The sequence below is a fragment of the Amycolatopsis sp. NPDC033938 genome, assembly GCF_055575975.1.
This window is the reverse complement of the sequence record NZ_JBVIRO010000012.1, coordinates 220727-240993: the sequence shown is the minus strand read 5'-3', so window position 1 is coordinate 240993 and position 20267 is coordinate 220727. Positions and strand designations below refer to the sequence as shown.

The window sequence follows — 20267 nt, the reverse complement described above, 5'->3', positions numbered from 1 at the left end:
GGGGCTGGCGTACGGAGGGTCAGGCCTGGGGTTCGACCGCGCGCCGTTCGCGGACGGCTCCGAGCAGCCGCTCACGGCTCCCGCGCGCTCCCCCTGCCTGCTTCTTCTCCGCGTTGACCAGCAGATCGGCGTGACCGCGGACGGTGCCGGCGCGGAACAGGTCGACCGTCTTCACCATCCGGCCGGACACCTCGCGCAGCTTCTCCACCAGCACCACGAGGCGCAGCGAGTCGCCTCCGGCGTCGAAGAAGCTGATGTCGTCGCCGAACTCCTTGTTGTCGAGCACCTCGCTCCAGACGCCGCGCACGAGGTCCAGGCGCACGGCCGGGTCGTCGAGGTCGAGGGTTTCGGTGGCGGGCTTGAGCACGGCTTCCTCCGGGGATCGGGCGAGATCCGCGACACCGCGTCGCAGATCGGAAAGCAGGCCGTCGATCGTTTCGTCGGTGAAAAGATCGGCGGGGTAGTCGAGGGTGAGCTCCAAGCGGGTTCCGTCCGCGACATGCACGAAAAGCGCGAGATCCCACTTGCTGTACTGGGGTTCCAGCGGCCGGAACCGGCCGACGACGCCGGGCGCGAGGTCGAACGGGGCGGGTACTTCGGCGAGGTTCACCAGCACCGGGGTCAACGGCAGCCTGCCGACGTCGCGTTCGTCGTCCAGTTCGGCGGCGAGCGCGTCGAGCGGGACATCGGCGTCGATGAACGTCTCCATGCCGGCATTCCTCGCTTCGCGCAGGAGTTCACGCCACGTCGTCGTCTCGTCGAGGCGGATCCGCAGCACGAGGGTGGACATGAACATCCCGACGACACCGGCGGAGACGGGATCGTCGCGCCCTGGCCAGACCACCGAGAACAGGAAGTCGCGTTGCCCGCCGCGGCGGGCGAGTGTCGCGGCGAGGATCGCGACGCCGGTCATGAACGCGGTGCAGCCCGCTTCGGCCGATGCCGCCAGCACCCGCGCGGTGACCTGCTCGTCGAAGGCGGTACGGGCGTCGGCGCCGATCATGGAGAGGTCGGCGTCCGGACGCCGGTCGTAGGGCAGGTCGACCGTGGTCGGCGCGCCCCGCAGGCGTTCGACGGCGTCCGCGATCCGGGGCGCCAGTTCGTCCTCCGGGACCGGCACCTGGACCTGTGCGGGATGGATCGGTTCCGGCAGCACGACTTCTTCGCCGTTCAGCGCACCGCGGTAGCGCAGGCCGATCTCGTCGAGCAGCAGTTTCCGTGACGTGGCGTCGAAGACGATGTGGTGCACGGTCAGGACGAACAACGTGGTGTCCGGGCCGACACGGATGATCTCCGCTCGCGCCGGTGGTTCGTCGCCGAGGTCGAAGGGTGTGTAGCAGAGCACCTCGACGAGCCGCTTCAGCTCGTCAGTGGTCCAGTCCTCTTCGACGGCGTCGAGGAAGCCGGCCTCCGCCGGTTCGGCGTCGGTCCGGTACTCGACGCGGCGGTGCGTGGTCTCGAGCCGGAATCGCGATCGCAGCGCGGGATGCCGAGCCATTGCCCGGCTGACGGCGTCCGCCAGCGCGACGTGGTCGATCGGCCCGGTGAACTCGATGACCGACGGGATCAGGTACGTCGGACGCAGCCGATCGATCCGGTCGACGATCCAAATGCCCTGCTGAGTGGGCGTGGCGACATGCCAGACACTGGCCGATTCTGATGGCATACCTCTGCCGCTTCCCCCGGTCGGTGAACAGCGTTAACGAAAGAATAAATGCACAGCGAAAATACGTAATCGAATTAACGCGGTGGCTGAATTCCCCCCAGAAATCGAACCCCCATTTGCCATCACGACGCTACGAGGGCACCGCCGCGACTGTCAACTCGTCCATTCGTGGACATCTCACAGCTGAACTACTAAAGCAGTGAATCGGACACCCTTGACACTGCTCGAACACGCGTGCTTGACTCGGCCGACATCTGGGGAAGAAGCAACGATGCCTGCCCGAATGGGCCTGGATTCGTTGTGCCGCAACGAAAGCGGAGACGACAAGGCCACCGCTCCCGTATTCGTTGGTCCATTGGGCGCAGTGGCGACTGGGGTGTTCGGCGTATCGGGCCACTATGCCATTCGGGTGCAATAAATCATGGCGGTCCGCCGCGAAATGAAGGGAACGCGCATGACGGTCGAGGACACCACCAGGGGTTGTCCGGTGCATTTCACCGGCGCCGACCTGGTCGACCCTTTCCTGTACGCCGACGGTGACGCGCATTCCATCTGGCGTGAACTCCGTGAACAGGACGGGCTGACCTGGCACCAGGTGGACGCCGAACGCGGCTTCTGGTCGGTGGTGAAGTTCGCCGACACCGACTTCGTCATGCGCACCACGGAACTCTTCACCTCCGAACGCGGCACCATGCTCGAACTGCTGGGCATGGACGATCCGGCGGGCGGCAAACAGCTCGTGGTCACCGATCCGCCACGGCATACGATCATGCAGGCGCGGCTGAAGAAGGCGCTCGCGGTCCGCGCGGTGGACAAGCAGCGCGACATGGTCCGGGAACTGGTACTGGGTCTCATCGCCCCGCTGGGTGACGGCGGTGTCTTCGATTTCGCGGAAGCCATGATGACCATGCCGATGGCGGTCACCGGGCGGATGATCGGCCTGCCCGAAGAGGACTGGCCGTGGCTGACGAAGCTCACCAGCGCCTGTGTCGCCGCCGACGATCCGGAGTTCCAGATAGCGGACGGCAAGGACGCGACGCTGGCCAGCGCGCACCGGGAACTGTTCGTCTACTTCCAGGATCTGGTCTCGTACCGGCGCGACCACCTCAGCGACGACCTGCTCAGCGTGCTGATCTCGACCGAGTTCGAGGGCAGGCACATGTCACCCAGTGAGATCGTGGCCAACTGCTACAGCCTCCTGCTCGGCGCGAACGTCACCACGCCGCACGCGCCGAACTTCGTGTTCGCGGAATTCATCGAGACCGGCGTGCTCGAGGACTGGACGCGGCACCCCGAGACCGGGCAGACCGCCGTCGAAGAGGCCTTGCGCTGGTCTTCGCCGGTCAACCACATGCTGCGATACGCCACCCAGGACGTCGTCCTGCGCGACACGAAGATCGCCGCCGGCGACCCGGTGGTGGTCTGGCTCGGTTCGGCCAACCGCGACGAGGAGCAGTTCCCGAACGCGGACACCTTCGACATCCGGCGCAAGCCGAACAAGCACCTCGCGTTCGGCATCGGGCCGCACTACTGCGTCGGGCACAGCGTGGCGCGGATGAGCATCCGGATCCTGTTCGAGGAACTGCTGAGCCGGTTCCACGATTTCGCCCCGGCGGGCAAGCCGGAGCGGATCACGTCGAACTTCGTGTCCGGGTACAAGCGGGTGCCGATCACCGCCTCGCGGCGGTAGCAAAGGTCCCCCGCTACCCCGGCGGTAGCAAAGGTCCCTTGCTACCCCTGCGGCCGGACGAACGGGAACAGCACGGTCTGCCGGATCGACGCCCCGGTCAGCATCATCAGCAGCCGGTCGATGCCGATGCCGAGCCCACCGGTCGGCGGCATACCGTGTTCGAGCGCGAGCAGGAAGTCCTCGTCCAGTTCCATCGCCTCGACGTCCCCGCTCGCCGCGCGCAGCGACTGGGCCTCCAACCGGCGCCGCTGTTCGAGCGGGTCGGTCAGCTCGGTGTAGGCCGTACCGACTTCGGAGCCGAACGCGATCAGGTCCCAGCGCTCGGCCAGCCGCGGATCCACGCGGTGCTCCCTGGTGAGCGGCGAAACGTCGGTCGGGTAGTCGGTGTAGAACGTCGGCAGCACGGTCGCGCCCTCGACGAGGTGCTCATGCGCCTTCAGGACGAGGTCGCCGTGCCCGGCCTCCTCGTTCACCGGCACCCCCGCGGCCCGGCACAACCGCTGGAGTTCGGCCACCGGGGTGCCCGCGTCGATTTTCTCCCCGAGCGCCGCCGAAACGGCTTCGTGGACCGGGATCACCGGCCAGTCGCCGGAAATGTCGTACTCGACGATTTTCCCGTCCGGGCCCGGACGGCGGACCACCTGCGCGCCGTACGCGACCTCCGCGGCGTGTTGGACGAGTTCCCGGGTCAACGTCCGCATCGTGTTGTAGTCGGCATACGCCTGGTACGCCTCGAGCATGGTGAATTCGGGGTTGTGCGTCGCGTCGACGCCTTCGTTGCGGAAGTTCCGGTTCAGCTCGAAAACCCGCTCGACCCCGGCCACGCACAGCCGTTTCAGGTAGAGCTCCGGCGCGATCCGCAGGTACATCCGCATGTCGTAGGCGTTGATATGGGTGATGAACGGGCGGGCGTTGGCGCCGCCGTGCACGGTCTGCAGCATCGGGGTCTCGACTTCGAGGTAGTCGCCCTGGTGCAGCCGTTCCCGCACCGCGCGCACCACGGCCGACCTCATCCGCAGCATCGCCGTCGAATCCGGGTTGACCGCGAGGTCGAGGTAGCGCTGCCGCACCCGCGTCTCGGGGTCGGTGAGGCCCTTTCGCTTGTCCGGCAACGGATGCAGACTCTTCGCGGTCACCGTCCATTCGTCGACGAGCACGGAAAGCTCACCGCGCCGCGACGTCACGACCTGCCCGCTCACGCCGACATGGTCGCCGAGGTCGACGCCCCGCAGCCAGCCGCCGACGTCGAGCACGGAGGCGTCGAGCATCAACTGGATCTCGCCGCTGAAGTCCTTGACCCGCGCGAAACAGAGCCCGCCGAGGTCGCGCATCGCGAGCACCCGGCCCGCGACACGGACCCGGTGGCCGGTGTGGGTGTCGGGGTTCAGGTCGCCGAACTTGGCGACCACGTCTCCGAGCAGGTCCTCCCGGGCGAAACCGACCGGATAGGGGTCGATTCCCGCTTCACGCAAGCGATCCAGCTTCGCCATCCGGACCCGGACCTGTTCGGGGCGCCGCACCTGTTTCGGGGCGGGGGTGGCCGCGTTCGCGTCGATCCGGTGGACCTCGGCGACGAATTCGTCGGTGACGGTCTCCAGTTTCAGTGCCCGTCCCGACCGGCCGGTCGGGACGAATCCTTCGAGCGCGCCGGCGACGATACCGACCCTCGGAAGCCGTCGAGCCGAGGAATAGCACAGGAAACGCGGTTCCCAGTCGGGTCCGTACTTGGCGTTGGACCGGTAGAGCGATTCCAGCTGGAAGAACCGCGACGCCACGCTGAGGACGCCGCGCCATGCGCGCAGCACCGGGCCCGCACCGATCCGCTCACCTTCGGAGAAGACCGCGCGGAACATCGCGAAGTTCAGCGAAATCCGTTGTGCGCCAAGGTGTGAGCTCGCCGCGACGACCTCGGCGATCATGTACTCGTTGAGGCCGTTTTCGGCGTCGCGGTCGCGCCGCATCAGGTCCAGCGACAACCCTCGGCGGCCCCACGGGACGAACGACAGCATGCCGCGCAGATCGCCTTGAGCGTCGTACGCCTCCACCATCACGCTGCGGCCGTCGCTCGGATCACCGAGCCTGCCGAGCGCCATCGAGAATCCACGCTCGGTCTCCGCGCCACGCCACTGCTGCGCCTGCAGCAGCAATCGCGCCATTTCGTCGGCCGGGATCTCACTGTGGCGCCGGACTTTCGTGGTGTACCCGGCCCGTTCGATCCGCTTGACCGCCTGGCGGACCGATCGGCGTTCGGGCCCGGCGAGGCTGAAGTCGCGGACGTCGAGTACCGCTTCGTCCCCGATCTCCAGCGCGCGCAGGCCCGCGTCGGCGTACACCTTCGCCCCGCGTTCGCTCGCTCCGAGCACTCCGGGAGTCCAGCCGTAGGTGCGGGCTTCGTTGAGCCACGCGCGGACCGCGTCCGGCCAGGCGTCGGGATCACCGATGGGGTCGGCGCTCGCGACGCTGGTACCCGCGAGCACACGGTAAGCCACGGCGGCGCGGCCGTTCGGCGAGAAGACGACGCTCTTCTCGCGGCGGGTGGCGAAATAGCCCAAAGAGTCGTCTTCGCCGTGTTCGGCGAGAAGGCGGCGTACGCGTAGTTCTTCTTCGTCTGTCCTCAACCGCCGGCTGCGGACGCCGCGGAAAAGTGTGTACAGCGCGGCTGTCGCGACCGCGGTCGCGCTGAGGTCGAGCAGCAGATCGAGCCACGCGGGCCCTTCGCCGATGCCGACCCGGCGTAGCTGGATGTTCTCGCCGGTGGTGTGGTTGACGACCCAGGCGAACCGCTCCCAGGTGTCGGCGAGACGGCCGGGGAAGGCCTCGCTCAGGCCCCAGCCGACGAGGATGACCGCGGCCAGCCCACCGAACAGCACGGTGAGGCCGTCGCGCCAGGCGCCCGGCGCGAGCCTCGCCGGGAACGCGGGGCGCAGGCTCCACAGGAACGCGATCATCCCGATCGAGATCAGGTCGGCGATGGTCAGCGCCCACACCTGGTGCGGGATGTGCCGGACCTGGCGCGGGCCCAGCTCCAGCAGCCCTGGCCACCACAGCAGCGCGGCCTGCCACGCCAGCGTGATCGCGAGGCCGCCGACCTGGAACAACAGCAGCGTGTAGAGGGCGGCGCGTTTGCGACGGCGGAGCGCGGCGCCGAGGACCACGAGCAGCAGGACGATCACGAGGCTCGCGTTCGTCGGGATGCTCAGCGCGGAGAACGCGACGTCACCGGTCTTGAGTACCCGGCCCTTCACACCGCCGGCGAGGAGGAGGATCACCGAGAACACGGCCGCGAGCTGCACGAGGGTGGCGATGATGCCGCCCGCCCTCGCCTTCCACGGCGAGACACGGCTCGCTGGGTTTCCCATACTGGCCTTTCGCGGTACTCACAGGTGCTGCCTTACTTGACGTCACACAACCCCGTGTGGTTGTCAACGATCATCATCCTCTGGTCGTGAATCTTGTCGCCCGCAGGCGTGACCCTGCGGTGTGAAGCTGGTCGCAGGGCCTTGGGGGCCCCATCTCCGCGTGTCACGCTTTGGACTGTTCAGCTCCACGACCCGGGGACCTCCGCGAGGCCTCGAGGGAAGGACGGTCGACAAAGATGTCTGCCACCGAGAAGGATTCCGGCGAACTCGCCGCACCGTACGGGACCGGCGCGACGCCTCAGGCCGCGCCCGGGAAAAAGGTCCGCGTACATCACCTTCGCGACATGAAGGAGCGCGGCGAAACCTGGCCGATGCTCACCGCCTACGACATGTACACCGCCGCACTGTTCGACGAGGTGGGCATTCCCGTGCTGCTCGTCGGGGATTCCGCGGCGAACAACGTCTTCGGGTATGACACGTCACTCCCGGTGACCGTGGACGAGCTGCTCCCCCTGGTCCGGGCGGTGACCCGCTCGGTGAAGCGGGCGCTGGTCGTGGCCGATCTGCCGTTCGGCTCGTACCAGCTTTCGCCGCAGCAGGCGCTGGAGACGTCGGTACGGTTCATGAAGGAAGGCCGCGCGCACGCGGTGAAACTCGAAGGCGGGCGAAAGTTCGCGCCCCACGTCGAGGCACTGACGTCGGCCGGGGTCCCCGTGATGGGACATATCGGATTCACCCCCCAGAGTGAACACAATCTGGGCGGCTACCGAGTCCAGGGACGCGGCGAAGCGGCCGACGCGCTGCTCGCCGACGCGCTCGCCCTGGAGGAAGCCGGCGCCTTCGCGGTCGTCATGGAGATGGTGCCCGCTGAGGCGGCGAAGCGGATCACGCACGAGCTGAAGATCCCGACCGTCGGCATCGGCGCCGGGCCGGATTGCGACGCGCAGGTGCTCGTCTGGCAGGACATGGCCGGGCTTCGGCGCGGCAAGACGCCTCGGTTCGTGAAGAAGTACGCCGATCTGGCGGGCGTGCTGGCCGGGGCCGCGTCGGCGTTCGCGGAGGACGTCCGACGGGGCGAGTTCCCGGCTCCGGAGCACTCATTCCACGACTGACCCGCCTCTGACCTGCACAAAGAGAGCAAGGGACCTTTGCTATCGCTCCCGCGGAGGAGGGCGATAGCAAAGGTCCCTTGCTCTCTTTTCGACTGGTCCCCGCACGGCCTCCCTCCTTTAGTTGTTCACGTATATGAACTTCAATCATGTCCTTGACTAGCATTCGTAAGGAGGCTTAACGTCTAGCCCGTCGCCGCCACGACCAAGCTTCGATCCCTCGACGAGGAGGACCACGGATGCGTGTTCGTGAGCGGGTGCTGGCCATCGCGACCGGCGCTGCCCTGCTGTCGACCCTGGCGGTGTACCCGGCACAGGCCGCGACGGTCCGCGTAGGGACTTCGGAGCAGCTGTCGGCGGCGCTCGCTTCGGTCACTCCCGGCACGGTCATCGAACTCGCGGCCGACACCACCTTCACCGGCAACTTCAAGGCGGCGAAGAGCGGCACCTCCAGCAGCCGCATCACGCTAAAGGGGCCGCGAAGCGCGGTCATCAAGGCCTCCGCCGGCCGCACCCTCGAACTGACCGGGAGCTACTGGAACCTGACCGGCTTCACCATCACCGGCGGCCAGAAGGGCCTGATGGCGACGGGCGTCAAGAACACCGTCGTCGACGGCGTCAAGGTCACCGGCGTCGGCCACGAGGGCATCCACTTCCAGTACACGAGCACAGACAACGTCGTGAAGAACTCCGAGGTGACCGACACCGGCCGCGAGTACGCGGGCTACGGCGAAGGCATCTACTTCGGTTCCGCGAACGGCAACTGGCCCGGCGGCACCCCTGACCGCAGCGACCGCAACAAGGCGCTGAACAACAAGATCGGCCCGAACGTGCGCGCGGAGTCGATCGACATCAAGGAAGGCACCACCGGCGGCGAACTGCGCGGCAACGTCTTCGACGGGACCGGGCAGAGCGGCGAGCACTTCGCCGACAGCTGGGTGGACCTGAAGGGCAACAACTACGTGGTCGCGGACAACCGGGGCAGCAAGGTCTTCGTGCACGACGCGACCTACGGCGCCTTCGAAGTCCATGTCCAGCTCGACGGCTGGGGCCGCGGCAACACCTTCTCCGGCAACACCGCGGACGTGCAGTCCAGCTACGCGTACGGCTTCTATCTCGTGAAAGCCGCTACGGGGAACAAGGTCTGCGCGAGCAACAAGGTGACCGGTGCCGGGAAGGGATTCGCGAACGTGGCCGCCACGGCGGGCTGCTGACGCGACCGAAGACCGGGGGCCCGCTCAGCCCGGCGGCGGGGGCGGGCCCCCACCCTTCGGACACTCGCCGATTCGGGCAGAGTGTCCGTATGGACGATCTGTACCCGCCGATCCACGTGCGCGCCGAGGGCATGCTCGACGTCGGCGACGGGCACCGGATCTACTGCCAGGAGGCGGGGAACCCGGACGGAAAACCGGTCGTCGTCCTGCACGGAGGCCCTGGTAGCGGCATCTCTCCGATGACCAGACGGCATTTCGATCCCGAGGCCTACCGGATCATCCTGTTCGACCAGCGCGGCACCGGCCGCAGCACTCCGCATATCAGCGCGCCGGATGTCGATCTGTCGGTCAACACCCTCTGGCACCTCGTCTCGGACATGGAAAAGCTGCGCGAACGGCTGAATCTGGAGCAGTGGCAGCTCTTCGGCGGCTCGTGGGGCGCGACTCTCGCCCTCGCCTATGCCGAAACCCATCCGAGCCGCGTCAGCGAGATCATCCTGCGCGGAGTCTTCACCGTCCGGCGGAGCGAACTCGACTGGATCTACAACGGCGGCGCCGCGAACCTTTTCCCGCGCGAGTGGGAGGCCTTCCTCGCGCCGATCCCCGAAGACCGCCGCGACGACCCGCTGACGGCCTACCGCGAACTCGTCTATCACCCCGATCAGGTGATTCGAGAGCGTGCCGCCATCGCCTGGAGCATCTGGGAAGGCGCGATCGTCTGCCTGCGCCCGGATCCGGCTTTTCACAACCAGTACGCGTCACCGGAGTTCGCGGTCACCTTCGCCCGGCTCGCGCTGCACTACTTCTGTCATGGGGCCTGGCTTGAAGAAGGACAGCTGATCCGGGAGGCCGGGAAGCTCGCCGGGATTCCCGGCGTGATCGTGCAGGGGCGGTACGACGCGGTGTGTCCGCCGGTGACGGCGTACGAGCTGCACCGGGCTTGGCCGGACTCGAAGCTGGAACTGGTGGAGGCCGCCGGGCACGCGGTGACGGATCCGGGGATGCTGGCGGCGCTCCGGGCCGCGACGGATCTCTTTCGGCGCACTCACTAGGGGAGCAATAGCACATTCCGACCCTTCATCCCTGGTAACGCTCGAAAAGGTCACGATCTTCCCAATCGTCACCGAATGCATCGATGACATTTCTCAGAAGCACTTGCTTCGTTATATTCGATTCCGTCGCAAGTCGCGCCTTGGCGAAATGCAGCACTGAATTCCAGCGCAGTTCATGCATAGTGAATTGAATGATCTCGACCGCCCCACCAGGAAGTTCATCCAGGAGGTCTTTCAAACGAGATTCCAGCTCGTCGCGACATTCTTCGTGTCGAAGGATGTACTCGAGCAGGTCTTCCAGCAGCGGCTCGATCTGATCGACGCCAGCCGCATGCGGTTCCACACGGACAATGAAGTCAACCTTGTCTAACGCCAGCGCACAGGGTGCACGGCGGCCCTCAGAAGCGTTCGACATACCTGCCTGCCACGTCATCCCATCCTGCATTGCTGAAAGCTGTTTCCGCCGCGCCTTGAGCGTGCTCACCGTAGGGCTTTTAGTGGCCAGACGCGTTATTGATCTCCTTGATCCTACCGGTCCTGAGTTTGGCGACGCCGGCAGCAAGCACATCTTCACCCTGGGCCAAGCTGACGTGGCCATCAGTCTGTTTTTCGAGGATAAGTGAGCCGTCTGATTTCACAACGTAGGCAAAGTTCCCCGATCGCGCTTGCAACGCTTCTGGTGACCAGGTCTTCGCCCAGCCAGGTTTGTCTTCAGGGAACAGGTTGGAGAAGCTCTTGGGAGCCTCCTCACCGCAGTTGTGGGTGAGGACCGAGGTCGATAGCGTCATCGGCGTAACGACCGACCCGACGACCACCTCCGATGAAGTCACCGGCCTTGCGTGCCCACTTCGCCGCGGTCGCTGGGCTGGGAGAAATTCTTCGGTTACCCGACAACCGATGAAAGGACCACGGCGGACGGCGCGGGCCGGTTCAACCACTTCAGTGGCAATGGTTCCATCTACTGGTCTCCGTCGACGGACGCCTTCGAACTTCACGGGTCGATCCGTGACCGCTACAAGGCACTCGGCTGGGAGATCGGCATGGGTTATCCGACCACCGATGAGACCTGGACGCCGGGTAACGCCGGGAAGTACAACCACTTCCGCCAAGGCGGGTTCGAGCACTCGATCTACTGGCGTTGGGGAACCAACGAAGCTTGGGAGGTCAAGGGGATGATCCGGCTGCGCTGGCGGGATCTCGGCTGGGAAACGTCGTATCTCGGCTTCCCCACCAGCGGTGAGTACAACATCCCGACCGGCAAGCGCAGTGACTTCCAGTACGGCTACATCACCTACAACGGTTCGACTGGAGCGATCGAAGACCGTCGATACTGAGTGAAAACGCCGGTGCGGCCAAACGGTCGCACCGGCGTTGCCTTACAGCCGACCGCCCGAGGTCGTATCACCGGAAAGACGTTGCGCCAGATAGACCGGCACCGTCGAGGCCAGGATCAGCACCGCGGCGACGACGTTGACGATCGGCGCCTGGTTCGGCCGGAAGAGATTGTTCAGGATCCAGATCGGCAGCGTCTCCAGCCCGGTGCCGAGGGTGAACGTCGTGACGATGATTTCGTCGAACGACAGCGCGAACGCCAGCAGACCACCGGCGAGCAGGGCCGACCGCAGCATCGGGAAGGTCACCAGGCGGAACGTCGTGAGGCCGTCGGCGCCGAGGTCCATCGACGCTTCTTCGAGGTTGCCGCCCATGCGCCGCAGGCGCGCGACGACGTTGTTGAACACCACCACGATGCAGAAGGTCGCGTGCGCGACGATCGCGGTGAAGAGGCCGAGGTCGATGCCGAGGATCGTGCGGAAGGCGTTGTTCAGCGCGATACCGGTGACGATGCCGGGCAGTGCGATCGGCAGGATGATCAGCAGGGACACCTGGTTACGGCCGAAGAACCGGTATCGCTGCAGCGCGAACGCCGCCATCGTGCCGAGTACAAGCGCGATCGCGGTGGCCGCGAGTCCTGCTTGGACACTCGTCCACAGCGCGTTCAGCGCGCCCTGGTTCTCCGCGGCCCGGCCCCACCATTCAAGCGTGAAGCTCGACGGCGGCCAGCCGAAGGTGGTGTCCGCGTTGAAGGAGTTGAGCAGGACCACCAGCAGCGGGAAGTAGATCACCGCGAGCCCGAGCACGAGCGCCGCCAGCAGCAGGTATTTGGTCGTCCGGGAAAGCCGCATCGCGCGCTCCTACAGGTTGTCCAGCGCGCCCGTGCGGCGCACGGCGGCGAGGTAGGCGAGCATGATCACCACGGGCACGGTCGCGACGGTGGCCGCGAACGGCAGGTTGTTGGCCGCGCCGATGTTGTCGTAGACGACGTTGCCGAGCATCTGCGACGTACCGCCGACGATCTTCACCGCGATGTAGTCGCCCAGCGACAACGAGAACGTGAAGATCGATCCGGCGACGACGGCCGGGAAGGTCACCGGCAGCACCACCGACCGGAGCGTCCTGAACGGCCGCGCGCCGAGGTCGCCGGAAGCGTCCACAAGGGAATCGGGCAGCCGTTCCAGCCCCGCGTAGATCGGCAGGATCATGTACGGCAGCCACAGATACGACAGCGTGATCACGGTCGCGAGGACGCCGTAGCCGGGAGTGTCGAGGCCGAACGGGTCGAGCAGCCAGTGCAGGACTCCGTTGCCGGACAACATGGTCCGCCACGCGTACGCCTTCACCAGGTAGCTCGCCCACAGCGGGGTCATCACGGCGATCACCAGAAGACGTCGCGCTCGCGGTGACGCGAATTTGGCCATGTAAAACGCCATCGGGAAGGCGATGATCGCGGTGATCACCGTGACCAGCGCCGCGATCCCGACCGTCCGGAGGGTGATCGTGCGGTACACCGCGTCACTGAACAGTGTGGTGAAGTTGTCCAGCGACCATTCGGTGACGACCTGGCCGGTGAAGACGTCGGTGTGCCAGAACGCGGTCACGAACAGCGCGGCAAGCGCGCCGAGGTAGGCGAGGCCGAGCCACAGCGCCGGCGCGGAGAGCAGGATTCCCAGTCGCAGCCTGGGTTTGCGGTACAGGAAGGCGGACGCTTTCCGCCTCGGCGAATCGAGTGTGGTCGTCATCATCTTCCACCAAGGGGATGGGACCGGGAGCGGCCGGAGTTGGGGGGCACCACCGGCCGCTCCCGGAGTTCGGGAGGGTCAGCCCTTGATCTCGGTCCAGGCGCGGGTCCACTCGCCGTAGTCCTTGCATTTGACGTCGGTGCGGCCGTCCAGGCACTGCGCGATCGGCGTTGTCCAGTAGGCGATCTTGGCGGCATAGGCGGCGTCACCGGCGTGGAAGGTTTCGCAGTGCGCCTTGTCCTTGGTTTCGGTGCAGGCCTTGGGGTTCGCGGGTGACTCACCGAAGTACTCGGCGACCTGGGCGTTCGCCTTCGGGCTGACGATGTGGTTCAGCCACTTGTAGGAGCACGTCTTGTGCGGCGACTTCGCCGACACCATCCAGGTGTCCGACCAGCCCGTCGCACCCTCGGACGGCAGCACGGACTCGACCGGCGCGCCCTCGCTCTTGGTCAGGTTCACCGTCACCTGCCAGGCGGTACCGACGACGGCGTCACCGCTCTTTAGGGCCTGGCTCTCCTTCAGATAGTCCGACCAGTACTCCCCCACCATCGGCCGCTGCTGCTTGAGCAGGTCGACCGCGGCCTGGAACTGCTTGTCGTCCAAGGCGTACGGGTTTTTGATGCCGAGTTCGGGTTTGTGCGCCTGCAGGTACAGCGCGGCGTCGGCGATGTAGATCGGTGAGTCGTAGGCGGAGATCTTGCCCTTGTACGGGCTGTTCGCGTCGAACATCACCGACCAGGACGTCGGCGCCGGGGTCACCTTGTCGGTCCGCCAGGTGAGCAGGTTCGCGCCCCAGCCGTGCGGCACACCGTAGGAAACGTTGTTCACGCTGTTCCACGGGCGGTTCTTCAAGAAATCGAAGACGTCGGCGTAGTTCGGCACGAGCGCGGTGTTCACCGGTTCGACGTCTCCGGAAGCGATGAGCCGCAACGAAGCGTCACCGGAGGCGGAGATGACGTCGTACTGTCCGGTCTTCATCAAGCTGACGGCCTCGTCGGAGGTGCCGAACGCCTTGACGTTGACCTTGCAGCCGGTCTCCTTTTCGAAGCCGGTCACCCAGTCGACGGCCGGATCGTTCGAGCCGTTCTCCGCGTAGCCGGGCCAGGCCAGCACGTTGACCTGCCCTTCCGGCTGGCCGAGTTGCGCGAGCGCGTCCAGTTTCGGCGGGGTGAAGCCCTGCCCACCGGGAGCGGCGGCGGTCGAACTGGATCCGGAGGTGCCACAGGCGGCCACGAGCAGCCCGGCGCCGAGCAGCCCGGCGAGCGCGAGTTTCCTGTTCTTCATTGAACGAACCTTTCGGTGCTGGGGAGGGGCTAGCCGGCTTCGGGGACGCGGAAGCTGTGTTCGTGCCGCCAGCTCAGGCGGACGCGGCCACCTTCGAAATCCGTGGGCTCGGCGGTGTTCTGCCGGACCACGGAGAGCTGGCCGCCGGCGTCGAGCGTGACCTCGTAGCGCACGGTCGCGCCCGCGTAGACGGTGTTGGTGACGGTGCCGGTGGCGCTGGTCTCGCCGACCTCCGCCGATTTCGAGAGATCGGCGTCGACGCGGATCTTTTCGGGGCGGATGCTGAAGACGCCGGGTTTGCCGATGATGTTCTCCGCGCCGCCCCCGCTGAGCAGGTTCGAGGTGCCGACGAACCCGGCGACGAACGCCGACGCGGGCCGCTCGTACACCTCGACCGGCGAGCCGACCTGTTCGATGCGGCCGGCGTTGAACACCGCGATGCGGTCACTCATCGTCAGCGCCTCGTCCTGGTCGTGGGTGACGAAGATGAAGGTGATGCCGACTTCACGCTGGATCTGCTTGAGCTCGGTCTGCATGGTGTGGCGCAGTTTCAGGTCGAGCGCGCCGAGTGGTTCGTCGAGCAGGAGCACCTTCGGCCGGTTGACCAGTGCCCTGGCGAGCGCGACCCGCTGCCGCTGGCCGCCGGAGAGCTGATCGGGTTTGCGCTCACCGAACTCGCCGAGCCTGACGGTGTCGAGGGCCTCCTTCGCACGCTGACGCCGCTCCGCGCGAGGGACGCGTTTCACCCGAAGGCCGTATTCGACGTTCTGTCGCACGGTCATATGCGGGAAGAGCGCGTAGTCCTGGAAGACCGTGTTGACGTCACGGTCGAACGGGGCGAGACGGCTGACGTCGCGGCCGTGCAGTTCGATCGTGCCCGACGTCGGCAGTTCGAAGCCCGCGATCATGCGGAGCACGGTCGTCTTGCCGGAGCCGGACGGTCCGAGCATCGAGAAGAACTCGCCGGGCGGGATGTCGAGATCGACGCCGTCCACCGCGTGGACCTGGCCGAACTCCTTGCGCAGCCCGCGCAGCCGGATCGCGGGAACCCCGTCCTCGGCCGAAGTGATAGCAAAGGTCCCTTGCGCCCCCGCGGCGGAGGCGACAGGTGCTTGATGAGGCATGGCGTGCCTTTCGGTGGTCGTCACAGCGCGCTCATCACGTGCTTGACGCGGGTGTAGTCCTCGAGGCCGTAGAGCGAGAGGTCCTTGCCGTAGCCGGACCTCTTGAAGCCGCCGTGCGGCATTTCGGCGACCAGCGGGATATGCGTGTTGATCCAGACGCAGCCGAAGTCGAGCTTCCCGGCCAGCCGCATCGCCCGCTGGTGGTCGGTGGTCCACACCGACGACGCGAGCGCGTAGTCGACGCCGTTGGCCGCGGTGAGCGCCTCCGCTTCGGAGCCGAAGCGCTGCACGGTGATGACCGGGCCGAAGACCTCCGTCTGGCTGATCTCGTCGTCCTGGCGGACGCCGGAGATCACCGTCGGTTCGTAGAAGTAACCCTCGTCCCCATGCCTTTTCCCTCCACAGTGGACTGTCGCGTGTTCGGGGAGCCGGTCGACGAAACCGGCGACCCTGGCCAGCTGGGCGGCGTTGTTGAGCGGTCCGTAACTCACCGAAGTGTCGTCGGGTTTGCCGGTGGTGGTCGCCCGCGCCTGCCTGGTGAGCGCCCCGACGAACGCGTCGTGGACCTCGTCGGCGACCAGGACCCGGGTCGCCGCGGTGCAGTCCTGACCCGCGTTGAAGTAGCCCGCGGCGGCGATTCCCTCGGCGGCCGCTTCGATGTCGGCGTCGGCGAAGACCAGTACGGGTGCCTTCCCACCGAGTTCGAGGTGTACGCGCTTCACGTCCTTCGCCGCCGAAGCGGCGACCTCGATCCCGGCGCGGACGGAGCCGGTGATGGACACCATCGCGGGGATGTCGTGCTCGACGAGCGCACGCCCGGTGTCGCGGTCGCCGCAGATGACGTTGAATACGCCGGGCGGCAGGAATTCGGCGCAGGTCTCGGCCAGGAGCAGGGTGGACGCGGGGGTGGTGTCGGCCGGTTTGAGCACCACGGTGTTCCCGGCCGCGAGGGCGGGCGCGATCTTCCAGACCGCCATGAGGAGCGGGTAGTTCCACGGCGTAACCTGCGCGCACACGCCGATCGGTTCTCGGCGGACGAAAGAGGTATGTCCTTCCATGTATTCGCCTGCCGACCGTCCTTCCAGGACACGCGCGGCGCCGGCGAAGAACCGCAACTGGTCGACGATCATCGGCAGTTCTTCGGCCGCGGTGAGCGCGATCGGCTTGCCGGTGTTCGCCGATTCGACGAGCACAAGGCCCTCCGCGCGCGCTTCGACGGCGTCGGCGATCTTCAGCAGCGCGAGCTGGCGCTGCGCGGGCGTGGTCTCGCCCCACCGCTCGAAGGCGGTGGCCGCGACCTTGAGCGCGCGATCGACGTCTTCGGGGCCGGCGACTGAGGCGGTGCAATACGGGCGGCCGGTGACGGGATCGACGATGTCGGCGACTTCGCCCGACACGGATCCGGTGTACTCACCGCCGATGAAGTGCTTCAACTGCTGCACGAGAGCTCCTGGCGACTGGGCCTGGGGGCGTGAGGCGATAGCAAAGGTCCCTTGCTCCCTTGTGGGGCGGCAAGCGAGCTAAAACATATAAGCCCATAGGTTAAATGACAAGACGATGGGGCAAGATTGGTTCCATCGGGTAGCGGTACGGGTGAAGGGCCACCATGCGTAAGGGGTTGTCGCACAGCGCGCGGTCAGCGATGTTCGCGCCGCTCGACCAGATCGGCCGGGCCGAAGCGGTCACCGCGCGGCTGGTCGACGCCATCACGCTCGGACTGCTGGCCGACTCCGAACAGCTGCCGAGCGAAGCCGAACTGGCCGCCCAGTTCGGCGTCTCGACCGTGACCGTTCGCGAAGCGCTTGTCGCCCTACGCCAGCAGGGACTTGTCGAGACGCGTCGCGGCCGGGGCGGCGGAAGCTTCGTGAAGACGCCCGTGAACCCTTCGGCCGCTTCGTGGCGAGAACGCCTTCGCACGGTTTCGCTGTCGGATCTGCGTGACGTCGGCGACCACTATCTGGCCATCGCCGGCGCCGCGGCCAAACTCGCCGCCGAACGGAGTTCGCCGGAGGACATCGAGCGGCTCGAACTGGCGACCGAGGACATCCGCACCGCGACAGGCGCGGAGGCGTCCCGCGCCGAGCGCCAGTTCCACCTCGAAGTCGCGGCGGCCGCTCAGTCGCCGCGACTGACGAGGGAGGAAGTGCAGTTGCAGAGCGAACGAGGCGGGCTGCTGTGGCTGCCGCTCGAACCGCACGGCACCCGCGAGCACGCCTACGCCGAACACCGCGCGATCACCGCCGCCATCGCGCAGGCCGACGGCGAGCTGGCCAGGAAGCTCACCGAGGAGCACATCCTCGAAGCGATAGACCGGCTGGCGGACGTGCATTTAGACCTTCTGGGCCCTTAAGCTGCGGCATCCGCGCATCCGAGGTGAGCATCGTGAACGACACACCGTCCGCCGCTTCCGAGGTCGTCGAGCAGGTATCCGCCCTGGTCGAGGACGTCTTCGGCAGGCTGAAGCCGGTTCTGGCCGCGGCAGAAGGGCTGCTGGCCGGATCCGCCGATGCCCTCGCCGACGATCTGACCCGGCTCCGGCCGCAGGTCTTCGACGTCCTCGGTGGCCTCGTCGTCGGCGCCGGGTTCATCAGTGCGCCGAACGCGCTGGCCGATCAGGAATTCGGCTTCGAGTGGTGGACCGAAACCGGCGACGCCGAACCCGCGCGGCTGGTCATCAGCCTCGATCCGGACAGTGAGAACTTCCTCGACTACACCCGCCAGTCGTGGTTCACCGTGCCGCGTGACACCGGCCGCCGTCACATCAACGGCCCGTACGTCGACTACCTCTGCACCGACGAATACACGCTGACGTTCACCGTCCCGGTCCAGCGAAGCGGGTCTTTCGCGGGTGTCGTCGGCGCGGACATCTACGTCCGTGAGGTCGAGCGCCTGCTGCAGCCGAAACTGCGCGGGCTCGGCGGCCGCGCGGCGCTGGTCAACGCCCAGGGCCGGGTGATCGTGTCGAACAACGCGCGCCAGGCGACGGGGTCGCTGGTGCGCGATGTCGACGTCCCGGCGTGGTGGTCCTCCGGCGCGGAACCGGTCACGACGGAGAACGGTACCCAACTCCGGCGCTGCGGGGATTCGCCGATCGCGCTGGTCAGGTCCGCTGGGGGCTGAAGGACGCCATACCCGCATCTGATGCGGGGAAAGCGCCCTTCACCGCGTCGCATGCGGGGAAAGCGTCCTTCAGCCCCCGGCGGCCTGCAGCGCGAGCCAGAGTTCGGCGCGTACGCCGGGGGAATCGAGGTCCCGGCCGGTCAGTTCGGCGACCTTGCGCATGCGGTTGCGCAGGGTGTGCCGGTGCACGCCGAGCCGCGCGGACGCCAGATCCCAGTGGCCGTGGTGTTCGAGCCAGCACCTCAATGAGGCGACCAGTTCGCCTCGGCCTGTTTCGTCGTGCTGCCGCAGAGGCGCCAGCAGACTGTCCGAAAACGCTTGCGCCGCTGGGGAATCGACCAGGCTGAGAAAGCCACGTCCAGCATGGTCGGCATAGGGGACGAACTCCACACCCCTGGCTTTCGCCACCCCGGCCGCCTGCTCGGCTTGGCGGGCTCCGAAGGCGAATTCGGCGATGGCGACGACCTCGGAGGCGCCGCCGTGCATCCCACCGACGCGAGCCGCGAGCCGCACCACTTTCTCCGAGACCCCGGGATCCGCGACCGTAACGGCGATCACCGCGCTACCCGAGTGCGCGAAGAACACCTCGTTCGCCTCGGTTTCCGCTTCAAGCAGAGTGTGAAACGCCTGCCTCGCCCCCGGCGGCCCCACGAAGGCGTGCACCCGCCAAGGCGCGTCTGGCGCATCGCCCCAAACAGTGGAAAGGGCATTCATCACGATCTCGTCCTGGCCGCCCACCAAGAGGTCGAACAAACCGGTGCGCAAGTACCGCAAAGCGGCCACGTGTTCCCGGTTCTGTTCCAGCGCAAGGGAAAGCAGCGACACCGCGGTGTTGACGATGTGCTGCCCCGCGGCGTCCAGCGGCCCGCTTGTCCCGACCACGAGCACGCCACGTGCCCGAGTGTCGAGCGTCTGCAGCACCACCTCGTCTTCCCCAACCGCCGTCACGAGCGTGCCCGCACGCAGGCGCGCGAGGTCTTCCCGTACCTCGTCGGCGAACGGCCGAGCCGATGACGGCGACGCTTCGGTGACCCGGCCCGCCGAATCGAGCAGGAGCACCCAGCCGTCGATCAGCTTCGCGAGTTTGCGCACCACTCCGCCGGGTCCGCCCTTGCCGACGGCGGTCCTGGTCAGCTCCTGCTGGCCCTTGCCGGTGCGCACGAGCGAGGCGTACTCGTCGGCCGCGACCGCGCGGGAGACCGCCCGCGTGATCGCGATGAACGGCGTCTTCCTCGGGACTTCGAGCACCGGGAGCCCGACCTCTTCCGCGGTGTCCACAAGGGACCGCGGAATCGTCTCGTGGCTGAGGCCGACGCCGAACCCGAGCCCCGCCACCCCGGCGTCGACGAGCCGCCGGATGTACCCGGGTGATGTGGTCTCATCGAGAGCTAGGCCGGTGGTCAGCAGGAGCTCGCCGCCTTCGAGGAAGGCCTGCGGATCGGTCAGCTCGGTGGGGTGGACCCAGCCGATCGGCCGGTCGAGCTCGGCTTCGGCGGCACGCACGCGCAGCCCGAGCGGGCGTTGGGCCGCGAGGTCGCGGAGCGTCAGTGCCATGTTGTCCAACTCTACGCC

The 20267-nt window shown here is 66.9% G+C and carries 17 protein-coding genes; 7 read left to right on the top strand and 10 right to left on the bottom strand.

Annotated features, from left to right (window positions below; all coding sequences use genetic code 11):
* Positions 1-19 precede the first annotated feature (19 nt).
* Positions 20-1666: a condensation domain-containing protein gene (locus ACZ5ZX_RS27905; protein ID WP_465504922.1), complete on the bottom strand. Its 1647-nt coding sequence runs from the start codon at positions 1664-1666 to the stop codon at positions 20-22.
* A gap of 454 nt (positions 1667-2120) precedes the next feature.
* Between ACZ5ZX_RS27905 and ACZ5ZX_RS27900 the strand changes: the two genes are divergently transcribed.
* A complete protein-coding gene (locus ACZ5ZX_RS27900; protein WP_465504921.1) occupies positions 2121-3356 on the top strand; it encodes a cytochrome P450 in 1236 nt (411 codons plus the stop codon).
* 41 nt (positions 3357-3397) lie between these two features.
* On the opposite strand, the gene lysX is transcribed toward ACZ5ZX_RS27900, so the two are convergent.
* Complete coding sequence (gene lysX, locus ACZ5ZX_RS27895; protein ID WP_465504920.1) at positions 3398-6715, bottom strand: bifunctional lysylphosphatidylglycerol synthetase/lysine--tRNA ligase LysX; 3318 nt, start codon at positions 6713-6715, stop codon at positions 3398-3400.
* Between the two features lie 236 nt (positions 6716-6951).
* Here lysX and panB point away from each other — a divergent pair, with 236 nt between their 5' ends.
* The 3 genes from panB (at position 6952) to pip (ending at position 10090) form a co-directional block, all read left to right on the top strand.
* A complete protein-coding gene (gene panB / locus ACZ5ZX_RS27890; protein WP_465504919.1) occupies positions 6952-7827 on the top strand; it encodes a 3-methyl-2-oxobutanoate hydroxymethyltransferase in 876 nt (291 codons plus the stop codon).
* Positions 7828-8063: 236 nt separating this feature from the next.
* A complete protein-coding gene (locus ACZ5ZX_RS27885; protein WP_465504918.1) occupies positions 8064-9038 on the top strand; it encodes a right-handed parallel beta-helix repeat-containing protein in 975 nt (324 codons plus the stop codon).
* 89 nt (positions 9039-9127) lie between these two features.
* Complete coding sequence (gene pip, locus ACZ5ZX_RS27880; protein WP_465504917.1) at positions 9128-10090, top strand: prolyl aminopeptidase; 963 nt, start codon at positions 9128-9130, stop codon at positions 10088-10090.
* Positions 10091-10115: 25 nt separating this feature from the next.
* Here pip and ACZ5ZX_RS27875 read toward each other — a convergent pair whose 3' ends face one another.
* Together ACZ5ZX_RS27875 and ACZ5ZX_RS27870 are read right to left on the bottom strand one after the other, a co-directional pair.
* Entirely contained in the window at positions 10116-10574 is a 459-nt protein-coding gene (locus tag ACZ5ZX_RS27875; RefSeq protein WP_465504916.1) for a hypothetical protein, read from the bottom strand.
* A gap of 10 nt (positions 10575-10584) precedes the next feature.
* Positions 10585-10920: a hypothetical protein gene (locus ACZ5ZX_RS27870; protein ID WP_465504915.1), complete on the bottom strand. Its 336-nt coding sequence runs from the start codon at positions 10918-10920 to the stop codon at positions 10585-10587.
* A gap of 9 nt (positions 10921-10929) precedes the next feature.
* On the opposite strand from ACZ5ZX_RS27870, the gene ACZ5ZX_RS27865 reads away from it, so the two are divergent.
* The gene (locus ACZ5ZX_RS27865; protein ID WP_465504914.1) at positions 10930-11424 is read left to right on the top strand and encodes an LGFP repeat-containing protein; all 495 of its coding nucleotides are present in this window, start codon (positions 10930-10932) and stop codon (positions 11422-11424) included.
* Between the two features lie 42 nt (positions 11425-11466).
* Here ACZ5ZX_RS27865 and ACZ5ZX_RS27860 read toward each other — a convergent pair whose 3' ends face one another.
* The 5 genes from ACZ5ZX_RS27860 to ACZ5ZX_RS27840 form a co-directional block, all read right to left on the bottom strand.
* Positions 11467-12273 (bottom strand): ABC transporter permease, encoded by an 807-nt coding sequence (locus tag ACZ5ZX_RS27860; RefSeq protein WP_465504913.1) that lies wholly within the window; start codon positions 12271-12273, stop codon positions 11467-11469.
* Between the two features lie 9 nt (positions 12274-12282).
* Positions 12283-13167, bottom strand: a complete 885-nt coding sequence (locus ACZ5ZX_RS27855) for an ABC transporter permease (protein WP_465504949.1) — start codon at positions 13165-13167, stop codon at positions 12283-12285.
* A 78-nt stretch (positions 13168-13245) separates the two neighbouring features.
* Complete coding sequence (locus ACZ5ZX_RS27850; protein ID WP_465504912.1) at positions 13246-14451, bottom strand: ABC transporter substrate-binding protein; 1206 nt, start codon at positions 14449-14451, stop codon at positions 13246-13248.
* A gap of 29 nt (positions 14452-14480) precedes the next feature.
* Positions 14481-15575 (bottom strand): ABC transporter ATP-binding protein, encoded by a 1095-nt coding sequence (locus ACZ5ZX_RS27845; protein WP_465504948.1) that lies wholly within the window; start codon positions 15573-15575, stop codon positions 14481-14483.
* A 20-nt stretch (positions 15576-15595) separates the two neighbouring features.
* Entirely contained in the window at positions 15596-17017 is a 1422-nt protein-coding gene (locus tag ACZ5ZX_RS27840) for a gamma-aminobutyraldehyde dehydrogenase (RefSeq protein ID WP_465504911.1), read from the bottom strand.
* Positions 17018-17181: 164 nt separating this feature from the next.
* Here ACZ5ZX_RS27840 and ACZ5ZX_RS27835 point away from each other — a divergent pair, with 164 nt between their 5' ends.
* Together ACZ5ZX_RS27835 and ACZ5ZX_RS27830 are read left to right on the top strand one after the other, a co-directional pair.
* On the top strand, positions 17182-17925 hold the full coding sequence (locus tag ACZ5ZX_RS27835) for a FadR/GntR family transcriptional regulator (protein ID WP_044854736.1): 744 nt from the start codon (positions 17182-17184) through the stop codon (positions 17923-17925).
* Positions 17926-17957: 32 nt separating this feature from the next.
* Complete coding sequence (locus ACZ5ZX_RS27830; RefSeq protein ID WP_465504910.1) at positions 17958-18695, top strand: cache domain-containing protein; 738 nt, start codon at positions 17958-17960, stop codon at positions 18693-18695.
* Between the two features lie 69 nt (positions 18696-18764).
* Here the strand turns inward: ACZ5ZX_RS27830 and ACZ5ZX_RS27825 are convergent, their stop codons facing one another.
* On the bottom strand, positions 18765-20249 hold the full coding sequence (locus ACZ5ZX_RS27825) for a PucR family transcriptional regulator (protein ID WP_465504909.1): 1485 nt from the start codon (positions 20247-20249) through the stop codon (positions 18765-18767).
* Positions 20250-20267 lie beyond the last annotated feature (18 nt).